Raw genomic sequence first — 21,982 nt, 5'->3', positions numbered from 1 at the left:
CGGCTCTCCTGGATAAGTCCTGTCCGTCACGCCGATTTCGGCCCGGCCTTATTCGGGCAGGAAATCGGGCACGGAAAGATAGCGTTCGCCCGTGTCATAGTTGAAGCCCAGAACGCGGCTTCCTGCGGGCAGTTCCTTGATCTTCTGGGCGATGGCCGCCAGCGTCGCGCCGGAGGAGATGCCGACCAGCATCCCTTCTTCGCTTGCCGCGCGCCGCGCATAGTCCTTGGCATCGGCGGGATCGACCTGGATCACGCCGTCCAGCAATTGGGTATGGAGATTGGCCGGGATGAAACCCGCGCCGATTCCCTGAATCGAATGCGGTCCGGGCTGTCCGCCGCTGATGACGGGGGAAAGGGTGGGTTCCACCGCATAGACCTTCAGATTCGGCCACAGCTTCTTGAGCACTTCGGCGACGCCCGTGATATGCCCGCCGGTGCCGACGCCCGTGATCAGCGCATCGATCGGCGTATCGGCGAAATCGTTCGCGATCTCCTGCGCGGTGGTGCGGACATGCACGTCGATATTGGCGGGATTTTCGAACTGCTGGGGCATCCATGAACCCGGCGTCTGGTCGATCAGCTCCAGCGCGCGCTCGATGGCGCCCTTCATGCCCTTTTCGCGCGGCGTCAGATCGAAGCTCGCGCCATAGGCCAGCATCAGGCGGCGTCGCTCTATCGACATGCTTTCCGGCATGACCAGGATCAGCTTGTATCCCTTGACCGCCGCGACCATGGCAAGGCCCACGCCGGTATTGCCTGACGTCGGCTCGACGATGGTGCCCCCGGGCTTCAATTCGCCCGAAGCTTCCGCCGCCTCGATCATGGCCAGGGCGATGCGGTCCTTGATCGACCCGGCGGGGTTGGATCGTTCGGACTTGATCCAGACCTCGGCGTCTCCGAATAGCTTGTTGACGCGGATATGCGGCGTATTGCCGATGGTTTCGAGAATATTGGCAGCTTTCATGAGGACTTCTCCTGGCTGATGTCCGCCTCCCTTATGTCGGGTGGGTCGAAGGTGCGTGCAAGGCGCAGTTCGGGAAAGAGCCGCGCCCAGACAAGGGTGATGACAATAGCGCCGATTCCTCCGCCGATCACGGCCGCAATCGGCCCGACCAGCGCGGCGAGGAAACCGGACTCCGCTTCTCCCAGTTCATTGGAGGCGGAGATGGTGAGTTGCGACAGGCTCGACACCCGGCCCCGCATGGCGTCGGGCGTGTGGAGCTGGATCAGCGATTGCCGGACATAGACCGACACCATGTCGGCGCTGCCCAGCACGATGAGGGCCGCTATCCCCGCTTCGACGGCAATAGCGCGCGGGAGGAAGGCGGTGCAGCCGAAGGCGATGGTGGCGAGGCCGAAGAGGACCACCGCGCCCAGCATCTTCAGTCCCACCTCCTTCTTCATCGGCCGGAAGGAGAAATAGAGCGCCGTTATTCCCGCGCCGATGCCGGGGGCGGCGGCCAGATGCCCCAGCCCCGCCGATCCCACATGCAATATGTCGCGCGCATAGACCGGCAGCAGCGCCGTCGCCCCGGCGAGCAGCACCGCGAACAGGTCCAGCGTGATCGTGGCGAGCACCAGCCGGTTGGTGCGGACATAGGCGAAACCGTCCACCATCTGCCGGATCGGGTGGCGGCTGGTGTCGCGCGGCGGCTGGGGCACCGGGCCGATCAGCATCATGCCGATCAGCGAGCAGGCGAACAGTCCCGACGCCAGCGCATAGGCCCCCCACGGCTCAACGGCATAGGCATAGCCGCCCAGCGCCGGCCCCGCGATCATGCCGGTCTGCCAGACGACGCTGGAAATGGCGATGGCGTTGGGCAGCACTTCGCGCGGCACCAGATTGGGCGCCAGCGCGCTATAGGCGGGACCGTTGAAGGCCCGCGCGATGCCCACGATGGCCGCTATGCCGAAGATCAACGGCAGACTGACCCACCCCTCCCATGTCGCGAAGGCCAGCAGGCCCGACGACAATGTCAGCAGGAACAATGTGATCCGCGTTATCATGCGCCGGTCGAAATGGTCCGCGACCCAACCCGTCACCGGCGTCAGGAAGAACAGCGGCAGGAACTGCGCCAGTCCGATCAGCCCCAACTGCGCGGCCGCGCCCGACGGACTCATCGTTTCCCGCGCGATATTATAGGCTTGCCACCCCAGCACGATCATCATGCCATATTGCGCCAGCACGGCCGTAAAGCGCCCCGCCAGATAAGCCCGGAAATTGGAATAGCGCAGAGGATGATGGGCAGCGGAGGAGGGCGTCATGCGCTCTCCTTAGCCGCGCCGCGTTGCAAACAGCAATGGGGCGGGGCGGGAAGCGGCCATTTCCCCAATTCGTCATCCCAGCGAAAGCTGGGATCTCATGTGGCCTGGTTGTGTCCTAAGAAGAGAGATGCCGGCTTTCGTTGGCATGACGGAATGTTCCTCTTACCCTTCCCCCTGGGGCGCAGTTGGAGGAGGGGGAGAGGCTACAGAGCCGCGATCCTGCGGATCGCTAACTCCTCACCCAGCTACGACCAGGCTTCGCAAACCTCTCCCCAAAAGCGAGGGGTAAGCAACGTCCGCCCTCCACCTATCATCGCCGCGTCACGCGTCCTATCCGGTGCGAGGAGGAGGGGGGCATGGAAGGGGATATGGGCATCCCTCCGAAAAGGTCCCGTCCCGCTCTATTCACCCGAGCGAAGCAGGATGCCCGTCACCGACCCGTTCCGCACGGAGCAGACGAAAGGCACGGCAGGCCCGTTCGCCTGACCGACGACGCCTTCGACTTCCCATCCGGTCGCCATGCTGCTCGCGCCGGGCGTGCCAATGATCTTCGCCCCGAAACCGGCCTGCTCGCGCGCCTTGGCCCCGCAGGCGTCCCTTGCCGCGCCCGCCGTCGCGATGGAGCCTTGGCCCGGCGAGGCATAGGGCTGGCGCTTCGCATCCCGTTCTGCCTGCCGGTCCTTGGAAATATCGCTCAGGATCGCGGCGTCGACGGCGCGGTGCAGGTCGCCATGGCCCTGCGCGAGAACAGCCGTCCCGCCCGTCAGGCCCAGTCCCAATGCCGCCATTATGAACGCCTGTCTCATGCTGTCCTCCCTGTTTCCTCGGATCATGATACCGCCATCCGCGAAGCGATGATAAGCCTATTTGAACAGGCCCCCCAATATGCCCCGGACCAGCCTGCCCGCGATCCCGCTGGAGGAACGGCGGCTCGATCCGCCGAACACCGCGCGGCCCAGTTCATTGGCGACCTGCCGCCCGACCGAGGAAGCGGCGGAACGGGTCGCCGACTGAACCGCTTTGTCGAAGGCGCCGGGCTTGGCCGCTTCCCGCGCGGCGGCGGCTTCGCGGCGGGCCTGTTCCTTCAGCTCCTGCTCGCGCTGTTTCGCCTCCACCTTGGCCTGAGCGGCGGCGGCTTTGTCGGCTTCCTCCTTCGCCTTGGCCGCTTCGGCCGCGGCAGCGGCGGCCTGGCCCCGCGCGGCAAGGATTTCCTGCGCAGACTCCCGGTTGACGGCCGTGTCATATTTGCCCGTGCAGGGGGAAATGGACTGAATGATCGCGCGCTCCTTCGCATCCACCGGCCCCAGCCGCGAGCGGGGCGGGGCGATCAGGGTGCGCTGAACGATGCCGGGCGATCCGTCCTCCTGCAGCAGCGAAACCAGCGCCTCGCCGACCTTGAGTTCCGTGATCGCCGTTTCGACATTGAGGTCGGGGTTGATGCGGAACGTCTCCGCCGCCGCCTTGATCGCCCGCTGGTCGCGGGGCGTGAAAGCGCGCAAGGCATGCTGCACGCGATTGCCGAGCTGCCCCGCCACCGCTTCGGGAATGTCGATCGGGTTTTGCGTCACGAAATAGACGCCCACGCCCTTGGACCGGATCAGGCGCACGACCTGCTCGATCTTGTCCTCCAGCGCCGGCGGCACATCGTCGAACAGCAGATGCGCCTCGTCGAAGAAGAAGACCAGCACCGGCTTATCCGGGTCGCCCACCTCCGGCAGCGTTTCGAACAGTTCGGAGAGCAGCCACAGCAGGAACGTCGCGTAGAGCTTCGGGCTTTGCATCAGCTTGTCGGCGGCGAGGATATTGACATAGCCCCGTCCCTTGTCATCCACCTTCAGGAAGTCATGGATGTCGAGCGCCGGTTCCCCGAAGAAATGCGCGCCGCCCTGGCTTTCGAGCTGAAGGAGCTGCCGCTGGATGGCGCCCACGCTCGCCTTGGTGACATTGCCGTAGCGCGAGGAAAGGCTGTCCGCATTGTCCGCGCAATAGGCCAGCATGGATTGCAGGTCGGCAAGGTCGAGCAGCAGCAGCCCTTCCTCATCGGCATATTTGAAGGCGATGGACAGCACGCCTTCCTGCGTTTCGTTAAGGCCCATCAGCCGGGCGAGCAGCAGCGGCCCCATTTCGCTGACGGTGGTGCGGATCGGGTGGCCCTGCTCGCCATAGAGGTCCCAGAAGATGGCCGGATTGTCGGCATAGCTGTAATTTTCGATCCCGATTTCCCTGGCTCGCTCGACCAGTTTGTCGGCATTCTTCGCGGTCGGCGATCCGGCCATGGAGATGCCCGACAGGTCGCCCTTCACATCGGCGACGAACACCGGCACGCCCAGCGCGGAAAAGCTTTCGGCGACCCCTTGCAGCGTCACCGTCTTGCCCGTGCCGGTCGCGCCCGCGATCAGGCCGTGGCGATTGGCGCGCCGCAGATTCAGGTTCTGCGGAATGCCGCCATCCTTTTCCGGTGCGCCCAATCCGATGAAAATGCCGTCGCTCATTGATTCCCGCTCCTCAAAAAGCATCGGGCCGCGCCCATCGGATCGGCCCGTTCCCATTTACGGGAAATCGCACCGATCCGACAAGCGCGGCCTGTCATGATTCGATTGTTCCTCCGGCCTTATTTGTCGCGCAGCCGCACCGGCAGGAAGATCGGCGGCTGTCCGCGACGCAGAACCTGCAACAGGATCGCGCTGCGGCCTTGCGACGACACCTGCTTCACCGCCGCGTCCAGATCGCCCTGGCTGGCGACCGGGCGGTTGTTCGCGCTGATGATCACATCGCCGCGGCGCAGGCCCTTGGCCCCCGCATCGGTGGAGGCGTCGATCGCCGTGATGACGATCCCGCGCGTGTCGGCCGGAATGCCCAGCTGCCGGACGATGCCGGGGGTGAGCGGAATGGCGGAAATGCCGAGCGACTTCTGTGCCGCCTGGCCGTTGTCCGACTGGCTGTCCTGCTGGCCGAGCGCATCGTCATCCTGCTGCGCGAAGCTGTTGAGCTGGTCTTCGGGCGGGCGTTCGCCGACGACTGCGGTGACGGTCTGGCGCTGGCCGTTGCGGATGAGGACGATGGGCACGCGCGCGCCGATGGCCTGGTTCGCGACGATGGAGGACAGGTTCTGGTCCGGCGTCACTTCTTGGCCCGCGACGCTGACGATCACGTCGCCCGCCCTGATTCCGGCCTTTTCCGCGCCCTTGCCCGGCTCTACGCCTTGCACGAACTCACCGCGATTCTTCGCGAGGCCGAGGGAATCGGCCATGTCTTCGCCCAGCGGCGTGATCTGGATGCCCAGATAGCCGCGCTTGACCGCCTGTCCCTTGCGGAGCGTCTCGACGATGGGCGCCGCCTGTTCCGACGGGATCGCGAAGCCGATGCCGACATTGCCGCCCGACGGGGACAGTATCTGGCTGTTGATGCCGATCACATTGCCGCGCATGTCGAACATCGGGCCGCCGCTGTTGCCCTGATTGATCGACGCGTCGGTCTGGATGAACTTGTCATAGGTGCCGCCGGTGCCGCGATGCAGGGCGGAGATGATGCCCGCCGTCACCGTGCCGGAAAGCGCGAAGGGATTGCCGATGGCCACCACCCAGTCGCCCACGCGGGCGCGGGTGCTGTCGCCGAACTTGACGAAGGGCATGGGCTTCTTCGCATCGATCTTCAGCACGGCGATGTCGGTAGCGGGATCGCGGCCCACCAGCTTGGCCGGATATTCCTCGCGGTTGGTGAGTGTCACCGTGATGGAATCGACGGTCGCGCCTTCCGCGCCCGCGGACACCACATGGTTGTTGGTGACGATATATCCGTCCGGCGAGATGATGAAGCCCGACCCCAGCGACTGCGCCTGCCGGGTCTGGGGCTGACCGCCGCCCTGGCCGAAACCGAACAGGTCGCCGAAGGGCGTGCCCGCGAAGGGATTCTGCACCTGCACGCGCTGCTTGGTCGAGATGTTGACGACGGCGGGTTGCAGCTTTTCCACCATATCGGCGAGGCTGGCGGGCGCTCCGGCGGGCGCGGCGGCCTGTATCCCTTCATTCTGCGCGGTCTGCGCGCCGACATTGGAGCTGGAGGTGACAGCGATGGCGGTGCCGCCAAGCAGCAGGGCGCCGGTAATGGCATAAGCGTAACGCACTCGTGACGGTCCTCTCATGATCTTCGGGAGTGGAAGGGCGGACTCTAGGCTGGTTCTGGATGCGCCGCCCCGCCTTAACCCACATTGAATGACTCTGGTTCCGTAATGACCTCATCGTCCCTGGAATTGCCGCAGGAATTCGTTGTCGCGTGACAGGATCATGTTGGTCTGCCCCTGCTTGTCGGGCGCGAAGGTGAAGCGATAAGACTGCATCGCCCGATAGAAGTCGTAGAATTGCGGATCTTTGCCGAAGCTGTCGGAATAGATGCGCGCGGCGTTCGCGTCCGCTTCGGCGCGGATGATCTGGGCCTGCTTGGCACCCTGGGCGCGGATGGTGAGCGCTTCCTGCTCGCGCGCGGTCCGCATCCGGGTGAAGGCGCTTTCCAGCGGCGTGCCGTCGGGCAGGTCGGCGCGCTTGATGCGGACATCGACGATTTCCGCGCCATATTGCCGCGCCACGCGGTCGAGGCCTGCTTCGATATTCTGCATCACCTGCCCCCGCTCCGGGCTGAGCAGCGCCGCGAAGGGCCGCTTGCCCAGTTCGTTGCGAAGCGCCGATCCCAGGATCGGGCGCAGCGCGTCGGAAACCCGCTCCTCGCTTCCGGCCGCGATATACATGCGGAGCGGATCGACGATGCGGTAACGGGCGAAGGCGTCCACCTGCAACCGAAGCTGATCGGTCGAAAGCACCTGCTGCCGCTCCATTTCGACCGACAGGACGCGCTTGTCGATCCACACGATCTGGTCGATGAACGGCCAGCGCAGGATGACGCCCGCGCCGGTCTTGCCGAACGTCTCATTGGCGCGATAGCGGTTGATGATCGCCTTGGGATCGCCGAAGCGGACGACAACGCCCTGCTTGGTTTCCGGCACGATGGCGACGGTGCTGCCGATCAGCAGCAGCAGGGCGATGACGATCAGCGCGATGGCGATGGGATGGCGTTGGATGGCGGGCATCACTGATTCCCCTCGGCCTGGGCCGCATTGCCCTGCGCGGTCGCGGGCGCGGCCTGCGCCCGGCGCTTGAGTTCGGGCAGCGGCAGATAGGGGGTTACGCCGCCGCTCTCCACGATCGTCTTGTCGACGTTGGACAGAACGCCCTCCATGGTTTCATAATACATGCGGCGGCGGGTCACTTCGGGCGAGAGCCTGTATTGTTCATACACCTTGTCGAAGGCCGCGGCCTCGCCCTGTGCCTTGGCCGTCACCTGCTGCGCCGCGGCGCGCGCTTCGTTGAGGTAGGTCTGCGCAGTCTGCTGCGCGGCGGACACCGCCTTGAACGCGTCGTTGACGGCGGTTGGCGGGTCGGCCTGCTTGATCGCGACGCCCTGAACCCGGATGCCGGATTTGTAGCCGTCGAGTATCTCCTGCATCCGCAGTTCGACCTGCTGCTCGATCTCCGTGCGGCCCGCGCCCAGCGCGTCGTCCAGGCTGACGCTGGCGACGACCGAGCGCATCGCGCTTTCGGCGACTTCGCGGACGGACGTATCGGGGTCGGAAAGCTGGAATAGATAGAGTTCGGGATTACGGATGTTCCAGCGTACCGAATAGGCGAGGTCGATGATGTTCTGGTCGCCCGTCAGCACCAGATTCTCGCTCTCGGCGGCGGCCGATCCGATGTCGATGGTGCGGATTTCCTCCACGTCCACGGTCGTCACGCTCTCGAACGGCGCGGGCAGCGTCAGGCTGATACCCGGTGTCAGCGTCCGGCTGTATTTGCCCAGCAGCGTGACGACGCCGCGCTCCTGCGGCCCGACGCGGTGAAAGCAGGTGAGCGCCAGCCACAGCAGAATGAGAATGCCGATGGCGATCGGCCACAACGCCTTGCCGCTGGCGCGCGGAGGCAGGTTGCCGAAGCCGCCGTTACCGCCGCCGCCAAAACTCTCGCGGCTGCGGCGCAGCAGCTCCTCGATCGCGGAGGGGCCTTTCTGCCCGCCCGGCTTGCCAGGCTGAGTCCATGGATTGCGCGGTCCACCCTCGCCCCCGTCCTGGCCCTTGCCCGGTCCGTCATTGCCATCCGGCCCTTCGCTCTTGCCGCCCCACGGTCCTTGGACCATGGCGCTCGCGATGCCGGGCATCCACCCGAAAATTCTCTTCATCTGGCCTCTATAGGAAGGGTGGGCCGCGAAAAACAGTGCCCTTTGACGGGAATATTGTTTGAAAGCATTTCCGGACGGCGCGCGAAGCGGAAAATGCGCCAGCCGGGCAAAGCCTCTTTCCCCGCCATGCCGAAAGGCTTTAGAGGGCAGCCATGACCGATCTCGACAGCTTTGCCGCACGCCTCAAGACCCTCACCGGCGACCGCGCCAGCACGCCGCGCGTCAAGGACGGCGTCATGACCCTCGCGCTGGAAGTAGGCGGCCTGACCGCCGAGCAGCGCGACGCCATCGCCGCCGCCATTCGCGAAGGCGCGCTGACCGTTCCGGGCGTGAGCGATGTCCGCATCGCCATGACCGCCGAACGCAAGGAATTGCGGATCATCGCGGTCGCGTCAGGAAAAGGGGGCGTCGGCAAATCCACGCTGTCGGCCAATCTGGCCGTGGCCCTCAAACGGCTGGGCCATCGCGTGGGCCTTGTCGATGCCGACATCTATGGCCCGTCGCAGGCCCGCCTGATGGCGAGCGAGGATCAAAAGCCGCAGGCGCGCGACAAACATCTGATCCCCGTGCAAAGCCCGGTGGGTGTGCCCATGCTGTCCATGGCCCATCTGGTGGAGCCGGGCCGCGCGCTGGCGTGGCGCGGGCCGATGGTCAGCAATGCGCTGGGCCAGCTCATCGACGCCGAATGGGGCGACGTGGAAACGCTGATCGTCGACATGCCGCCGGGCACCGGCGACATTCAGCTTTCGATGATCCAGAAGCACAAGCCCGCCGGCGTGGTGATCGTTTCCACGCCGCAGGATCTGGCGCTGATCGACGCCACCCGCGCCGTCAACCTGTTCGAGCAGGCGCATGTGCCGCTGATCGGTTTGGTCGAGAATATGGCGGGCTATGCCTGTCCCCATTGCGGCGAGATATCCGATCCCTTCGGCGCGGGCGGCGCGGAAGCGGCGGCGAAGGAGATGGGCATGGCCTTTCTGGGCCGCATCCCGCTCGCCATCGACATTCGCCGCCGGTCGGACGCGGGCGATCCTCCCGCGGCGGGCGACGATGTGCATGGGCAGGCGTTTCGCGCCATCGCGGAAAAGATCGCGGAATACGTCGCGCGATAAGGATAGGCGGGGCCGCAGGACAGCGGATCGCGTGATCCCGCCCTCTCTCCCAAAGCACACATAAATGGGAACGTCTTGCTTTACGCCGCGTCTCTCCCATCTGGGGAAGCTGAACCAAGGAGGCCGCCATGCCATTGACCGAGCCGCAGGATATCGCCGATCTGCTGAATGAAACCCGCACCATTGCGCTGATCGGCATTTCCGACCGACCCGACCGCCCCAGCTATGGCGTCATGAAGGCGCTTCAGGACCATGGCTATCGCGTCCTGCCGGTCAATCCCCAGATCGCGGGAGAGCATGTCCATGGCGAGTTCGTCTGGGACCGGCTGTCCGACATTGGCGTGCCCATCGACATGGTCGACATCTTCCGCCGCAGCGAGGCGGCGGGCGAGGCAGTGGACGACGCCATCGCCGCCGGGGCAAAGGCGGTCTGGATGCAGCTCGGCGTCATCAACCCGGAAGCGGCCACGCGCGCGGAAGCCGCTGGCCTCAAGGTCGTGATGGACCGTTGCCCCGCAATCGAAATCCCGCGCCTCGGCCTTGCGCCCATCCGCGCCGAATAAGGCTATGCAGCGCCTTTGCCGCTCTCTATCAGTCGGGATATGGGGCGAGCACCGCTAAGGCAGAAGGGCAAGGGCAGGCAGGGAATCGACCGCCGCGCCCTGCTTGTCGGGGGAGGCGCCGGCGCGGGGCTGCTGCTCGCATGGGCCGTCTGGCCGCGCAGCTACAAGCCCAATCTCAACGCCGCGCCGGGGGAGTTCGTCTTCAACGCCTTCCTCAAGATCGATCGGGCGGGACAGGTGATCGTCATCGTGCCGCAACTGGAAATGGGGCAGGGGATAACGACCTTGCTGCCCCAGATTCTCGCGGACGAACTGGGCGCCGACTGGCGCACCATCGCGGTGCAAAGCGCGCCGGAAAGCCCCCTTTATGCGAACACCCTTCTGGCGCGTGAGTGGCTGGCGAGCGACTGGACTCGCATCGGCGGGGAGGCGGGCGACTGGGCGCTCGATCAATATGCGACGCGCAAGGCGCTGATGCTGACGGGTGGCGGAACCTCCGTGCCGATGTTCCACGATGCCTATCGCGATGCCGGGGCCGCGGCGCGCATCCTGCTGTGCAAGGCGGCGGCGAAGCGCTGGAATGTGCCGTGGGAAAGCTGCGACATTCAGGAAGGTCTGATTTCCGACGGCGGCCAGCGGACGCTGCGCTTTGGAGATGTGGTTGAGGAGGCGGCGGCGTTCGACCTTCCCGAGATCCTGCCCCTGCGGCAGGGGATGGAGGGGCGGTTGGCGGGACAGGATTTGCCCCGGCTCGACACGCCTTCCAAGCTCGACGGCAGCCATAATTTCGCCGCCGACATCCGCCTGCCCGACATGGTCTTCGCGTCGATCCGCCAAGGGCCGATCGGCGATGCGCGGCTGGAAAGCGTGAATGAGGGCGCAGCCAGGCTGGAAAGCGTGAATGAGGGCGCAGCCAGGAGCGTCACTGGCTTCCTGAAGCTGGTTCGGTCGGAACGCTGGGTCGCCGCGGTTGGAACCAACTGGTGGGCGGCGAACAAGGCGCTCGATCTGGCCGATCCCATATTCATGCTGGATGGGCCGCCCGTCAGCGACGAACGCATCGACGCCGCGCTGGAGGATGCCTTTTCCGGTTCCCATGGCCGCCGTCTTTATACGCAGGGCGACCTGTTGCCGGTGTTTGAGGGCGCGACGATCCTGGCCAGCGAATATCGCGTGGACGCGGGCCTGCACCTCGCGTTGGAACCGATGTGCGCTACCGCGCGCGTCACCGACGCCGGGGCTGAGGTGTGGACCGCCACGCAGGCCCCAGGTCTCGCCCGCACGGCCATTGCCGACGCACTGGGGATCGACCGGGCTTCCGTGACGCTTTACCCCGTGCACGCGGGCGGCTCTTTCGGGCGCAAGATGGATTTCGAGGCAGCGGTGCAGGCGGCGCTGATCGCGCGGGACATGGGACGTCCCGTCCAATTGCTCTGGTCGCGGCTGGAAGATGTCATTCATGACCGGCCAAGCCCGCCCGCCCATGCCCGCATGGCGGCAAAGCTCGGCCGCAGCGGCGTGATAGAGGGCTGGCTGGCGAAAGTCGCCGCCCCCTGCGCGATGAGCCAGACCTGGGCGCGTATTGCGAACGGCGCCTTGCCCCACGAAGCGGCGGCCCAGAGTGCGGACAAGGCGACAAGACTTGCGATCGCGGGTATGGAGATACCCTATGCCGTCTCCAACTGGGCCATCGACCACTATCCGTCAGATGTATATCTGCCTCTTGGTTTCGTGCGCGGCAACGCTCATCTGCACAGCACGTTCTTCACCGAAAGCTTCATGGACGAACTCGCCCATCTGGCGCAGATGGAGGCCATGTCTTTCCGCATCCAGATGCTGGGAGGCAATCCGCGTCTCGCCCACTGCCTTTCGACCGCCGCCGCCATGGGGGGATGGCAGGGCGGCATTGCGGGCAGCGGACAGGGGATCGCCGCGCATCGGATCGGCGACGCATTCGGCGCGGTGCTGGTGGAAGCCGCGATTACCGGCGGCAAGCTGATGGTGGGCCGGATGGTCGCGGCGGTCGACTGCGGCGATCAGGTCAATCCCGATATCGCCCGGCAACAGGTGGAAAGCGGTCTGATCTACGGCCTTGCCTGTGCGATGGGGGCTTCGGTTCCCTATGACAAGGCCATGCCCGGACGCGCCATTCTGGGCCGCATGAACCTTCCGCGCCTCAGCGACATAGGGGAGATCACGGTCGAATTGATCCGCAGCACGGCGAAACCGGCCGGCGCGACGGAAATCGCCGCGCCCATGGTGGCTCCCGCCGTCGCCAACGCCTTATTCACCGTTACCGGCCAGAGGTTCCGAAGCCTGCCGCTCTTGTCTCAGGATTGAATATGCCCCGCATCGGCGTTCTCCTCATCAATCTCGGCACACCCGATGCGCCCGATGCGCCCTCCGTCCGACGCTATCTGGCCGAGTTTCTGTCGGACCCCCGCGTGGTGGAAATCCCGCAATGGCTCTGGCAACCGATCCTGCGGGGGCCGATCCTTCTCGCCCGTCCGCGCAAGTCGGCCCATGCCTATGCCCAGATCTGGACGAAGGACGGCTCTCCCCTTGCGGTGAATACGCGCGACACGGCGACTGCCCTGGCCGGACGTTTCGGTCCCGGCGTCACGGTCGACTGGGCCATGCGTTATGGCAATCCTTCGATTGCCACGCGGTTGGACGCGTTGAGGGAAGCGGGGTGCGACCGCATCCTGCTGGCTCCCCTGTATCCGCAATATTGCGCAGCCACGACCGCTACCGCCATCGATTGCGCGGCAGAAGCGCTGTCGAAGGTCCGTGCCCAGCCCGCGATCCGAACCCTGCCGCCCTATTTCGATGATCGTGCTTATATCGAAGCGCTCAGGGCGTCGACGCAGCGGCAACTGGCCGCGCTGGATTTCGAGCCCGATCTCCTTCTCGCCAGCTTCCACGGAATGCCGGAGCGGACCCGGACGCTGGGCGATCCCTATCATGCCCAGTCGCTTGAGACGGCGCGCCTGCTGGCTCAGGCATTGGATCGCGAAGTCCGAATCACTTTCCAGTCGCGTTTCGGACCCGCGAAATGGCTCGGACCGGCCACTGACGAGACGCTGAAGACGCTCCCATCGGACGGCGTCCGCACGGTAGCGGTTCTTACCCCCGGCTTTTCCGCTGACTGCCTCGAAACCCTTGAAGAGATCGGCATGCGAGGGCGGGAGGATTTTCTTGCCTCAGGAGGGCGGAAATTCGCACATCTGGCTTGTTTGAACGCCTCTGCGGAGGCTATCAACTTGTATGAGAATCTGATCGGTCGGGAACTGGCCGGCTGGTGAATTTAAGTGAGGTTGTTCGACTGGAAGTTATAGGAGGGCTTATGAGCAAGGTTGCTGTCGTCACTGGCGGAACACGCGGAATTGGCGAGGCGATCAGCCTGGCCCTCAAGGATCTCGGCTACACCATCGCGGCCAACTATGCCGGTAATGAGGAAAAGGCACGCGTCTTTACCGACAGGACCGGCATCGCGGCCTTCAAATGGGATGTCGGCGATCATCAGGCCTGCCTCGACGGATGCGCGCAGGTGGCTGAAAAGCTCGGTCCTGTCGACATTGTAGTCAACAATGCGGGTATCACCCGCGATGGCGTGCTCGCGCGGATGAGCTTTGAAGACTGGAACGATGTGATGCGCATCAATCTGGGCGGCTGTTTCAACATGGCCAAGGCGACGTTCGGCGGCATGCGCGAACGCGGCTGGGGCCGCATCGTCAATATCGGTTCGGTCAACGGGCAGGCGGGCCAATATGGCCAGGTGAACTATGCCGCGGCCAAATCCGGCATCCATGGCTTCACCAAGGCACTGGCGCAGGAGGGCGCGAAATACGGCATCACCGTCAACGCGATCGCGCCCGGCTATATCGACACCGACATGGTGGCCGCCGTGCCTGCGCCGGTGCTGGAAAAGATCGTGGCGAAGATTCCAGTGGGGCGTCTCGGCCATGCCCATGAAATCGCGCGGGGCGTGGCGTTCCTGTGCAGCGAGGACGCGGCCTTCATCACCGGCAGCACGCTTTCGATCAACGGCGGGCAGCACATGTATTGATGGAACGGGATGAGGCTCCTTCGGCCCGGTCCGCCGGAGCCTCTCCCTTTGCGCCGCCCGCGAAGCGGAGCGTGACGATCGCCGGTCATCAGACGGCGGTCAGCCTTGAGCCGATCTTCTGGGACGCCCTTTGCGCGCAAGCCGCGCGGGAGGAGGTTCCGGTCAATGTCCTTATCGCCCGGATCGATGTGGAGCGTCTGGCGGCGGCGCAACCGCCTAACCTCGCCAGCGCCATCCGCTGCTGGCTTTTCGAAAGGACGCTGTCTTCGTAAGATAAGAATTATTCGCAATAGCATTGACTCTGAGAACAACTCGCGATAGCAGGAATCCCGATTAAAAAGGGGGGCTGTTCATGTCCAAATCCGCAAATGTTCCATCTTTCCTAGCGCTGAGTTGCGTCAGCGCGCTTGCGCTCGCGTCCACCGCCCATGCGCAGGATGACGCCCAAGCCTCGAAGCTGGGCGGCGTCACCGTCACCGATACGGCCCTCGACGAGTCCGGGGTGAAGGTCGACCAGCGGTCCTGATTTGGGCGAACTGGTTGTTCCGACCGATCCAGCCATAACCAATCCCACCTATTTCGAAATGGATGACAATCTCTTCTCATACCGTATCGGCGCGGTGGTGAAACCGACGCCCAATATCAGCGTCTATGTTGCCTATGGCAACTCCAAACTGCCCTCCAAGGCTTCGGTCGATGGCGCCTGCTCGGCGGCCAATTGCCGCCTGAAGCCGGAAACGACAGAAAATTATGAGATCGGCGTGAAGGCTGACCTGTTCGATGCGAAGTTATTGCTGACTGCTGCGTTGTTCCGCAACGATCGTAATTCGATCAAGGTCAATTCCAATGATCCGACGCTTCCCGACCAGACGATGGACGGCAAGCAGCGCGGGGAAGGCCTGTCGCTTGGTGCGTCGGGCAACATTACGCCCAATTGGACAATTTCAGCCAACTACATGTATCTGAAGTCGAAAATCCGGCGCGGCGTGTCCGATTACTGTCTCGCCAATCCGGGGCCGCGTCCCGATCCGGCCAATCCCGGCGGGCCGCCGATCAATCCGTGCGGCAATGACGCGACCTATCTTGATCCGACTGCCGGCAGCCAATTGCAGAACACGCCGAAACATTCGGGTAGCCTGTTCACGACCTATCGCTTCGATTTCGGATTGGAGTTGGGTTACGGGTTGACCTATCAGGGCAAATTCCTGCTCAACTATCCGACGCTCGCGCAGTTGCAGACAGACAGTTATGTACCCTATCGCGTGCCGAGCTACACGATCCATCGTTTCATGGTGAACTATCCGATCACGGAAAATCTGACGGCGCAGGTCAATGTCCAGAACTTCACCAACAAGAAATATGTGACCACCGTAAGGAATCAGACAGGCGGCAGCTGGGCGCAGCCTGCACCGACACGTTCGGCGGTGTTCAGCCTGAACTACAAGTTCTGATCCCAAAAATCTCCCCGGCTTGTCCCGGCCGGGGAAGGGGCGGGCAGCGGTGCACTCCTTTCTCCTCGGGCCGCTGCCCGCCCGCATGTTGGTCCATCACAGGAATCTGGTGCATGAGTATGCAATTGATTCGCATTATGGTTCGCGATATGGCCCTTTGCTGGCTCGCTGATGGAAGGAGGGGGCGATCATGCTATCGGTAGCGGAAGACAGGATCGACGATATGTTGGACTTGCCGGCATCTCGGCAGTTTCCCGATCCCCGCCGGCCGGGCCAGAATACGCGCGCGCCTCAGCCTTCGCGGGCGGCGGAAGCAGGGCGCTTCGGCCAGCGGCGCGGCCCCAATCTGCCCGCCATCCTCCTCATCGTCGCCGTCCATGCAGCGCTGATCTTCGCCATGATGCAGGTCCGTCAGCATGTGATCGCCGTGCGTGAGGCCAGGCTGACCGTCGTTAATCTGACGCCGCCCGCACCGCCGCCGCCGTCGGAAGAAACGCCTCCGCCTCCGCCTTCCAAGCCTGAAATCGTAGCGCCGGCGCCCCTGGTGCAGATGCCGGTGCCGCCGGTTCAACTCGTGGCGACCACGCCGATCCCTGTTCCCGTGCCATCACCCGTTCCGGTCAAGGCCGCCCCGGCTCCGCCCGCACCGCCCGCGCCCCCCAGCACGGTGCAGGGCGGCGATCTCGCGACCCAGATGGTGTCCGGCAAGCCGCCCCGCTATCCGATAGAAAGCCGCCGCAAGCGGGAGCAGGGCACGGTCGTCCTTTCGCTGACGCTGGGCATCGACGGCGCGGTCGAAAGCGTCGCCGTCGCGCAGAGCAGCGGCTTCAAGCGGCTGGACGATGCCGCCCGCGACGCCGTGCGCGGATGGCGCTGGCGGCCCACCGTGCGCGACGGCGAGCCGGTGCGCGTCAGGGGCGTGGTCGAAATCCCCTTCGTGCTGCGCGTGGACGCCGCCTGACGGGCGCGCTATTTTCGAGTTTCCAGACCATGCTGATCGCCGTTCCTCAATTGCTCGATGCGACGGCCGTGCATGCCGTCCGCACCCTGATCGACGGGGCGCAGTGGGTCGACGGCAACGCCACGTCCGGTCATCAGTCGGCGCTCGCCAAACGGAATCTGCAATTGCCGGAGGACGCGCCCGAAGCGAAGCAGGCCGGGCAGATGGTGTTGGACGCGATCGGGCGGTCGCCGCTGTTCATCGCCGCTGCGCTTCCGCTTAAGATATTTCCGCCTTTGTTCAACAGCTATGCGGACAGGCAGGCGTTCGGCACCCATGTCGACAATGCCGTGCGGATTCAGGCAGGCACGGGGTTTCGCGTCCGGTCGGACCTTTCCATCACCATCTTTCTGGAAGAGCCGGACGCCTATGACGGCGGCGAACTGACCATCGAAACCCATTTCGGCGTGCAGCAGGTCAAGTTGGCGGCGGGCGACGCGGTGCTCTATCCGTCATCCTCCCTGCATCGCGTAGAGCCGGTCACGCGCGGGCGGCGCGTGGCGAGCTTCTTCTGGATGCAATCCATGATCCGCGACGATGCCGCGCGGCAGATGCTGTTCGATCTAGACTGCAGCATCCAGGCACTAGCCGCCGATCTGGGCCACGGCCATGCCCAGATAATCCGTCTGACCGGCGTGTATCACAATCTGCTCCGGCGCTGGTCGGAAGCGTAATCAGACAATCGCTGATTGGTCTTGGCGGCGACAGCGCTATAAGCGTTGGGCGCGCATCGCGCTTTCAGAAGAAAGAGTCATCCAGAATGCAGCCATCCAACCAGCCGGTGAACATTACGCGGATCGCCGATGCCCTCGTTGCCGCGGCCATCGATGCGGGACAGGCGATCATGGCCATCTATGACGCCGGCTTCTCGGTGGAAACCAAGTCGGACAACAGTCCCGTGACGCAGGCGGACGCCGCCGGGGAGAAGATCATCCTCGAAGCGCTGGCGCGGGTCGCGGGCGATATCCCCGTGATCGCGGAAGAGGAGGTGGCCGCAGGCCGCGTGCCCCGGACAGAGGGCACCTTCTTTCTCGTCGATCCGCTTGACGGGACCAAGGAGTTTATCGAGCGGCGCGGTGACTTCACCGTCAACATCGCGCTGATCGAAGCGCGCCAGCCCGTCTTCGGCATTGTCTACGCGCCGGCCAAGGGCCGCCTCTTCGTGGGCGACGTGCAAAGCGGGGCGGCGTGGAGCGCCCCTGTATCGCGCGAAGGCGAAATTGGTGATCGGGCGCCGATCCATGTGCGCGACCTACCCGGCGGGGGCCTGTCGGTGGTCGCCTCGAAATCGCACAATACGCCCGAAACCGATGCCTATCTTGGCCAGTTCGACGTGGCGGAACGGGTGTCCTTCGGCTCCTCGCTCAAGATCTGCATGGTCGCGGCGGGGGAGGCGGACCTCTATCCCCGCCTTGCCCCGACCTGCGAATGGGACATCGGCGCGGGGGACGCCGTGCTGCGTGCCGCCGGGGGCAAGCTGCTCGCGCCCGATGGCGCGCCCATGGCCTATGGCAAGGCGCGCTTCTTCAACCCCGGTTTCGTCGCGGCGGGAGATATCGACCCGCCGCCCATCGCGCCTTTCATGACGGAGTAAGGGAAACGCCCTTCAACGGGATGTGGGCAGCTCTGTCCCGTCGAGCCGACGCCGCGGCGACGCGTTCCTGCAACCATGCGCCGACCGCCGCGATGCGGGCGACCTTGCGTAAGTCCTCATGCGTCACCAGCCAGAAATGGCGCACGATCTCCACCCTGTCCGCCATCAGTTCGATCAGATTCGGATCGCTCCGCGCGATGAAATCGGGCAGCACGCCGATGCCGCTGCCGTCGCGGATCATGCGATATTGCATGTTGATGCTGGTCGCGCGCAGATGCGCCTCCAGCCCCGTCTCCACCTCGTCGAGATAATCGAGCTCCGGGGAAAAGATGAACTCCGGAACATAGCCGACCAGCACATGATCGCGCAGTCGGGAGGGGTGCTCCGGCCTTTCCGCCCGCTTCAGATAATCGGCGGACGCGTAAAGATGCAGCCGATATTCCCCCAGCCGCTTGACCGATAGCCGCCCGCGCTGCGGCCGCGCCAGCATCAGCGCCATGTCCGCCTCGCGTTTCGAAGGATTGAGGAAGCCCGAAGCGGTGATGAGGTCCAGCCTGATGCCCGGATGCCGCTGGCTGAACTCGGCAAGGCCGGGCGCCAGCACCCATGTCCCGAAGCCCTCCGCCACCGACAGCCGCACCTGTCCCGCAAGCTGTTGTTCTTGCCCCGCCACATCCTCGATTGCCGACATGGCCGCGCTTTCGACCGTTTCGGCATGGCGCAGCAAAGCTTGCCCCCTGACGGTCAGCGCCCGCTCGCCTGAGGCCATCTCGAACAGTTCCGCGCCCAGCGACTTTTCCAGACGTGTAAGCCGCCGCATGATCGTGGTCCCGTCGATTCCCAGCGTCCGCGCCGCCGGAGCGACCTTCCGCGCCCGGGCCACGGCCAGAAACACGCGCAGGTCGTCCCAGTCGAACATCATTTCCCTCGGCTGCATTCTTGCAGTATAGACATGCGAAATTTCGTCGTTGCTTGCAATTACACGCTATTGCTAGAGCCGCGTCAACCCGAAGGAAAAGGATGCCGCCATGCGTGAGATTTCCCACAAACTCGCCTTCGCCCACGACGCGGCACCTGCGCGCTATGGCGAAATTTTCGATCCCAATAATGGCGGCGTGCAGGCCCGTGTCGCGCTGGGCGACGCCGCCTTGCTCGACCGCGTGGTCGAAGCCGCGCGCAAGGCGCAGCCCGCATGGGCCGCCGTCAACCCGCAGCGCCGCGCCCGCATCATGTTCCGCTTCAAGGAACTGGTGGAGCGGAACATGGACGAGCTCGCCCATCTGCTCAGTTCCGAACATGGCAAGGTGATCGCCGATGCGAAGGGCGACATCCAGCGCGGGCTTGAAGTCGTCGAATTTGCCTGTGGCATCCCCCATGTGCTGAAGGGCGAGTTCACGCAGGGCGCGGGGCCGGGGATCGACGTCTTTTCCATGCGTCAGCCTGTCGGCATCGGCGCGGGCATCACCCCCTTCAACTTCCCGGCGATGATCCCGCTCTGGATGTCCGCCGTCGCCATCGCGACCGGCAATGCCTTCATCCTCAAGCCTTCGGAACGCGATCCGTCCGTGCCCGTGCGCCTGGGCGAACTCTTCCTTGAAGCGGGTCTGCCCGAGGGCATTTTTCAGGTCGTCCATGGCGACAAGGAAATGGTGGACGCGATCCTCGACCATCCCGGCATCGGCGCGGTCAGCTTCGTCGGATCGTCGGACATCGCCCATTATGTCTACAATCGCGGCGTCGCGGCGGGCAAGCGTGTGCAGGCCATGGGCGGCGCGAAGAATCACGGCATCGTCATGCCGGATGCCGATCTCGATCAGGTGGTCAATGACCTCACCGGCGCGGCCTTCGGTTCGGCGGGCGAGCGGTGCATGGCGCTTCCCGTCGTCGTACCGGTAGGCGAGAAAACCGCCGTTGCCCTCCGCCAGAAGCTGATCCCCGCCATCGAAGCCCTGCGCGTCGGCATCTCCACCGATGCGGAGGCGCATTACGGCCCCGTCATCAACGCCCAGCACAAGGCGAAGATCGAACAGTGGATTCAGACCGGAGTGGATGAAGGCGCCGAACTGGTGGTGGACGGTCGCGGCTTTACATTGCAGGGATATGAGGAGGGCTTCTTCGTCGGCCCGACGCTGTTCGACCATGTGACGCCCGATATGTCCGCCTACAAGGAGGAGATTTTCGGCCCCGTCCTCCAGATGGTCCGCGCGGAAACCTTCGAGGAGGCGCTGGCGCTCCCCAGCAAGCACCAATATGGCAATGGCGTCGCCATCTTCACCCGCAACGGCCACGCCGCGCGTGAATTCGCCGCGCGGGTCGATGTCGGCATGGTCGGCATCAACGTGCCGATCCCGGTGCCGGTCGCCTATCACAGCTTCGGCGGCTGGAAGCGCTCGGCCTTCGGCGACACCAACCAGCACGGCATGGAAGGGGTCAAATTCTGGACCAAGGTGAAGACCGTCACCCAGCGATGGCCCGATGGCGGGGGGAGCGGCGACAGCGCCTTCGTCATTCCCACCATGGGCTGAGACATGTCGTGAGCCAGTTCGACCTTACCGATGAGCAGCGCGAGATTCAGGATCTTGCGCGCCGCTTCACCGCCGACGCGATCACGCCTCACGCGGCGGAGTGGGATGAAAAGCACATCTTCCCCCGCGACACGATCCGCGCGGCGGCGGCGCTGGGCTTCGGCGGCATCTATGTGTCCGAAGCGTCCGGCGGCATCGGGCTTGGCCGTCTGGAAGCCGCGCTCATCATGGAGGCGATGGCCTATGGTTGTCCTTCCACCAGCGCCTTCCTGTCGATCCACAACATGGCGTCGTGGATGATCGACCGCTTCGGCAGTCAGGCGCTCAGGGACAAATATCTGCCCTCCATGGTGCCGATGGAGCGCATGGGCAGCTATTGCCTGACCGAAGCCGGCTCCGGCTCCGACGCCGCCGCGCTCAAGACCCGTGCCGTGCGGGACGGCGACCATTATGTCGTCACCGGCTCCAAGCAGTTCATCTCCGGCGGCGGCGAGAACGACATTTATGTCACCATGGTCCGAACCGGCGGGGATGGTCCCAAGGGCATAAGCTGCCTCGTCATCGAAAAGGATATGGAGGGCGTCAGCTTCGGCGCGCGGGAACGCAAGCTCGGCTGGCACTCGCAGCCTACTGCGCAGGTCAATTTCGACGGGGTGCGCGTGCCGGCCGAAAATCTGGTCGGCGGGGAAGGGGAAGGCTTCCGCATCGCTATGATGGGGCTGGACGGGGGACGGCTCAATATCGGGGCCTGCTCGCTGGGCGGCGCGCAGCGCTGCATCGACGAAGCGGTCGCCTATACCAGGGACCGCAAGCAGTTCGGTCAGGCCATCGCCGATTTCCAGAATACCCAGTTCATGCTGGCCGACATGGAGACAGAGCTTCAGGCCGCCCGCACGCTGCTCTACGCCGCCGCTGTCAAGGTGACGGAGAACGCGCCCGACAAGACCCGCTTCGCCGCCATGGCCAAGCGCTTCGCGACGGACACCGGCTCTTCCGTGGTCGACCGGGCGCTGCAATTGCATGGCGGTTATGGCTATCTGATGGACTATCCGGTCGAACGCTTCTGGCGCGACCTGCGCGTCCATTCGATTCTGGAAGGCACCAATCAGGTCATGCGGATGATCGTCGCCCGCGACATGCTGCGGCAGTAAATAATCTCTTGTCCTTTTGGGGGAGGGT

General features: G+C 64.6%; 21 protein-coding genes. 13 read left to right on the top strand and 8 right to left on the bottom strand.

The annotated features are described in order from the left end of the window. Positions 1-48: 48 nt before the first annotated feature. The 7 genes from cysK to hflK all read right to left on the bottom strand — a co-directional run bounded on the left by cysK (position 49) and on the right by hflK (position 8,489). Positions 49-966: a cysteine synthase A gene (gene cysK / locus IQ35_RS07940; RefSeq protein WP_145072515.1), complete on the bottom strand. Its 918-nt coding sequence runs from the start codon at positions 964-966 to the stop codon at positions 49-51. After that, positions 963-2,267 (bottom strand): MFS transporter, encoded by a 1,305-nt coding sequence (locus IQ35_RS07935; protein WP_145072513.1) that lies wholly within the window; start codon positions 2,265-2,267, stop codon positions 963-965. Before IQ35_RS07935 ends, cysK begins: the two co-directional genes overlap by 4 nt. Before the next feature lie 401 nt (positions 2,268-2,668). Then, positions 2,669-3,073 carry a hypothetical protein gene (locus IQ35_RS07930; RefSeq protein WP_031292398.1) on the bottom strand — a complete coding sequence of 135 codons (405 nt, stop codon included), beginning with the start codon at positions 3,071-3,073 and terminating at the stop codon, positions 2,669-2,671. Between the two features lie 57 nt (positions 3,074-3,130). Then, positions 3,131-4,759 carry a helicase HerA-like domain-containing protein gene (locus IQ35_RS07925; RefSeq protein WP_145072511.1) on the bottom strand — a complete coding sequence of 543 codons (1,629 nt, stop codon included), beginning with the start codon at positions 4,757-4,759 and terminating at the stop codon, positions 3,131-3,133. 119 nt (positions 4,760-4,878) lie between these two features. Continuing rightward, positions 4,879-6,390, bottom strand: a complete 1,512-nt coding sequence (locus IQ35_RS07920; RefSeq protein ID WP_021247201.1) for a Do family serine endopeptidase — start codon at positions 6,388-6,390, stop codon at positions 4,879-4,881. A gap of 111 nt (positions 6,391-6,501) precedes the next feature. Further along, positions 6,502-7,347 carry a protease modulator HflC gene (gene hflC, locus IQ35_RS07915; RefSeq protein ID WP_021247200.1) on the bottom strand — a complete coding sequence of 282 codons (846 nt, stop codon included), beginning with the start codon at positions 7,345-7,347 and terminating at the stop codon, positions 6,502-6,504. Beyond that, entirely contained in the window at positions 7,347-8,489 is a 1,143-nt protein-coding gene (gene hflK, locus IQ35_RS07910; protein ID WP_031292393.1) for an FtsH protease activity modulator HflK, read from the bottom strand. Before hflK ends, hflC begins: the two co-directional genes overlap by 1 nt. Positions 8,490-8,641: 152 nt before the next feature. Between hflK and IQ35_RS07905 the strand changes: the two genes are divergently transcribed. The 11 genes from IQ35_RS07905 (at position 8,642) to cysQ (ending at position 18,278) form a co-directional block, all read left to right on the top strand. Beyond that, entirely contained in the window at positions 8,642-9,601 is a 960-nt protein-coding gene (locus IQ35_RS07905; RefSeq protein ID WP_145072509.1) for an Mrp/NBP35 family ATP-binding protein, read from the top strand. 128 nt (positions 9,602-9,729) lie between these two features. Continuing rightward, entirely contained in the window at positions 9,730-10,164 is a 435-nt protein-coding gene (locus IQ35_RS07900) for a CoA-binding protein (protein ID WP_145072507.1), read from the top strand. A gap of 39 nt (positions 10,165-10,203) precedes the next feature. Then, a complete protein-coding gene (locus IQ35_RS07895; RefSeq protein ID WP_145072505.1) occupies positions 10,204-12,504 on the top strand; it encodes a xanthine dehydrogenase family protein molybdopterin-binding subunit in 2,301 nt (766 codons plus the stop codon). 2 nt (positions 12,505-12,506) lie between these two features. Continuing rightward, positions 12,507-13,469 carry a ferrochelatase gene (hemH, locus tag IQ35_RS07890; RefSeq protein WP_021247195.1) on the top strand — a complete coding sequence of 321 codons (963 nt, stop codon included), beginning with the start codon at positions 12,507-12,509 and terminating at the stop codon, positions 13,467-13,469. Positions 13,470-13,510: 41 nt separating this feature from the next. Beyond that, positions 13,511-14,233, top strand: coding sequence for an acetoacetyl-CoA reductase (phbB, locus tag IQ35_RS07885; protein ID WP_145072503.1), 723 nt, complete (start codon positions 13,511-13,513; stop codon positions 14,231-14,233). Then, on the top strand, positions 14,233-14,505 hold the full coding sequence (locus IQ35_RS07880; RefSeq protein WP_145072501.1) for a ribbon-helix-helix domain-containing protein: 273 nt from the start codon (positions 14,233-14,235) through the stop codon (positions 14,503-14,505). Before phbB ends, IQ35_RS07880 begins: the two co-directional genes overlap by 1 nt. A gap of 80 nt (positions 14,506-14,585) precedes the next feature. Next, entirely contained in the window at positions 14,586-14,759 is a 174-nt protein-coding gene (locus IQ35_RS21045; protein WP_158636617.1) for a hypothetical protein, read from the top strand. 1 nt (position 14,760) lies between these two features. Further along, on the top strand, positions 14,761-15,684 hold the full coding sequence (locus tag IQ35_RS07875) for a TonB-dependent receptor (protein ID WP_242003305.1): 924 nt from the start codon (positions 14,761-14,763) through the stop codon (positions 15,682-15,684). Positions 15,685-15,874: 190 nt separating this feature from the next. Further along, complete coding sequence (locus IQ35_RS07870; RefSeq protein WP_145072500.1) at positions 15,875-16,645, top strand: energy transducer TonB; 771 nt, start codon at positions 15,875-15,877, stop codon at positions 16,643-16,645. A gap of 29 nt (positions 16,646-16,674) precedes the next feature. Then, the gene (locus IQ35_RS07865) at positions 16,675-17,358 is read left to right on the top strand and encodes a Fe2+-dependent dioxygenase (protein ID WP_145072498.1); all 684 of its coding nucleotides are present in this window, start codon (positions 16,675-16,677) and stop codon (positions 17,356-17,358) included. A gap of 86 nt (positions 17,359-17,444) precedes the next feature. Further along, positions 17,445-18,278 carry a 3'(2'),5'-bisphosphate nucleotidase CysQ gene (cysQ, locus tag IQ35_RS07860; RefSeq protein WP_021247189.1) on the top strand — a complete coding sequence of 278 codons (834 nt, stop codon included), beginning with the start codon at positions 17,445-17,447 and terminating at the stop codon, positions 18,276-18,278. Here cysQ and IQ35_RS07855 read toward each other — a convergent pair. Further along, the gene (locus IQ35_RS07855; RefSeq protein ID WP_145072562.1) at positions 18,265-19,197 is read right to left on the bottom strand and encodes a LysR family transcriptional regulator; all 933 of its coding nucleotides are present in this window, start codon (positions 19,195-19,197) and stop codon (positions 18,265-18,267) included. The two genes, cysQ and IQ35_RS07855, sit on opposite strands and share 14 nt — an antisense overlap. 109 nt (positions 19,198-19,306) lie before the next feature. Here IQ35_RS07855 and IQ35_RS07850 point away from each other — a divergent pair, with 109 nt between their 5' ends. Together IQ35_RS07850 and IQ35_RS07845 are read left to right on the top strand one after the other, a co-directional pair. Further along, positions 19,307-20,803 (top strand): CoA-acylating methylmalonate-semialdehyde dehydrogenase, encoded by a 1,497-nt coding sequence (locus IQ35_RS07850; RefSeq protein ID WP_021247187.1) that lies wholly within the window; start codon positions 19,307-19,309, stop codon positions 20,801-20,803. Between the two features lie 8 nt (positions 20,804-20,811). Further along, a complete protein-coding gene (locus tag IQ35_RS07845) occupies positions 20,812-21,954 on the top strand; it encodes an acyl-CoA dehydrogenase family protein (RefSeq protein WP_145072496.1) in 1,143 nt (380 codons plus the stop codon). Positions 21,955-21,982 lie beyond the last annotated feature (28 nt).

The sequence above is a fragment of the Sphingobium wenxiniae genome (genome assembly GCF_007830065.1).
Lineage (GTDB): Bacteria > Pseudomonadota > Alphaproteobacteria > Sphingomonadales > Sphingomonadaceae > Sphingobium > Sphingobium wenxiniae.
Note: the sequence above shows the minus strand (reverse complement) of the source record. Positions and strands in the feature narration are given on the sequence as shown.

Coding starts and splice junctions, on each gene's coding strand:
- cysK (WP_145072515.1), bottom strand. CDS start 966: ATGAAAGCTGCCAATATTCTCGAAACCATCGGCAATACGCCGCATATC.
- IQ35_RS07935 (WP_145072513.1), bottom strand. CDS start 2,267: ATGACGCCCTCCTCCGCTGCCCATCATCCTCTGCGCTATTCCAATTTC.
- IQ35_RS07930 (WP_031292398.1), bottom strand. CDS start 3,073: ATGAGACAGGCGTTCATAATGGCGGCATTGGGACTGGGCCTGACGGGC.
- IQ35_RS07925 (WP_145072511.1), bottom strand. CDS start 4,759: ATGAGCGACGGCATTTTCATCGGATTGGGCGCACCGGAAAAGGATGGC.
- hflC (WP_021247200.1), bottom strand. CDS start 7,347: ATGCCCGCCATCCAACGCCATCCCATCGCCATCGCGCTGATCGTCATC.
- hflK (WP_031292393.1), bottom strand. CDS start 8,489: ATGAAGAGAATTTTCGGGTGGATGCCCGGCATCGCGAGCGCCATGGTC.
- IQ35_RS07905 (WP_145072509.1), top strand. CDS start 8,642: ATGACCGATCTCGACAGCTTTGCCGCACGCCTCAAGACCCTCACCGGC.
- IQ35_RS07900 (WP_145072507.1), top strand. CDS start 9,730: ATGCCATTGACCGAGCCGCAGGATATCGCCGATCTGCTGAATGAAACC.
- IQ35_RS07895 (WP_145072505.1), top strand. CDS start 10,204: ATGGGGCGAGCACCGCTAAGGCAGAAGGGCAAGGGCAGGCAGGGAATC.
- hemH (WP_021247195.1), top strand. CDS start 12,507: ATGCCCCGCATCGGCGTTCTCCTCATCAATCTCGGCACACCCGATGCG.
- phbB (WP_145072503.1), top strand. CDS start 13,511: ATGAGCAAGGTTGCTGTCGTCACTGGCGGAACACGCGGAATTGGCGAG.
- IQ35_RS07880 (WP_145072501.1), top strand. CDS start 14,233: ATGGAACGGGATGAGGCTCCTTCGGCCCGGTCCGCCGGAGCCTCTCCC.
- IQ35_RS21045 (WP_158636617.1), top strand. CDS start 14,586: ATGTCCAAATCCGCAAATGTTCCATCTTTCCTAGCGCTGAGTTGCGTC.
- IQ35_RS07870 (WP_145072500.1), top strand. CDS start 15,875: ATGCTATCGGTAGCGGAAGACAGGATCGACGATATGTTGGACTTGCCG.
- IQ35_RS07865 (WP_145072498.1), top strand. CDS start 16,675: ATGCTGATCGCCGTTCCTCAATTGCTCGATGCGACGGCCGTGCATGCC.
- cysQ (WP_021247189.1), top strand. CDS start 17,445: ATGCAGCCATCCAACCAGCCGGTGAACATTACGCGGATCGCCGATGCC.
- IQ35_RS07855 (WP_145072562.1), bottom strand. CDS start 19,197: ATGTTCGACTGGGACGACCTGCGCGTGTTTCTGGCCGTGGCCCGGGCG.
- IQ35_RS07850 (WP_021247187.1), top strand. CDS start 19,307: ATGCGTGAGATTTCCCACAAACTCGCCTTCGCCCACGACGCGGCACCT.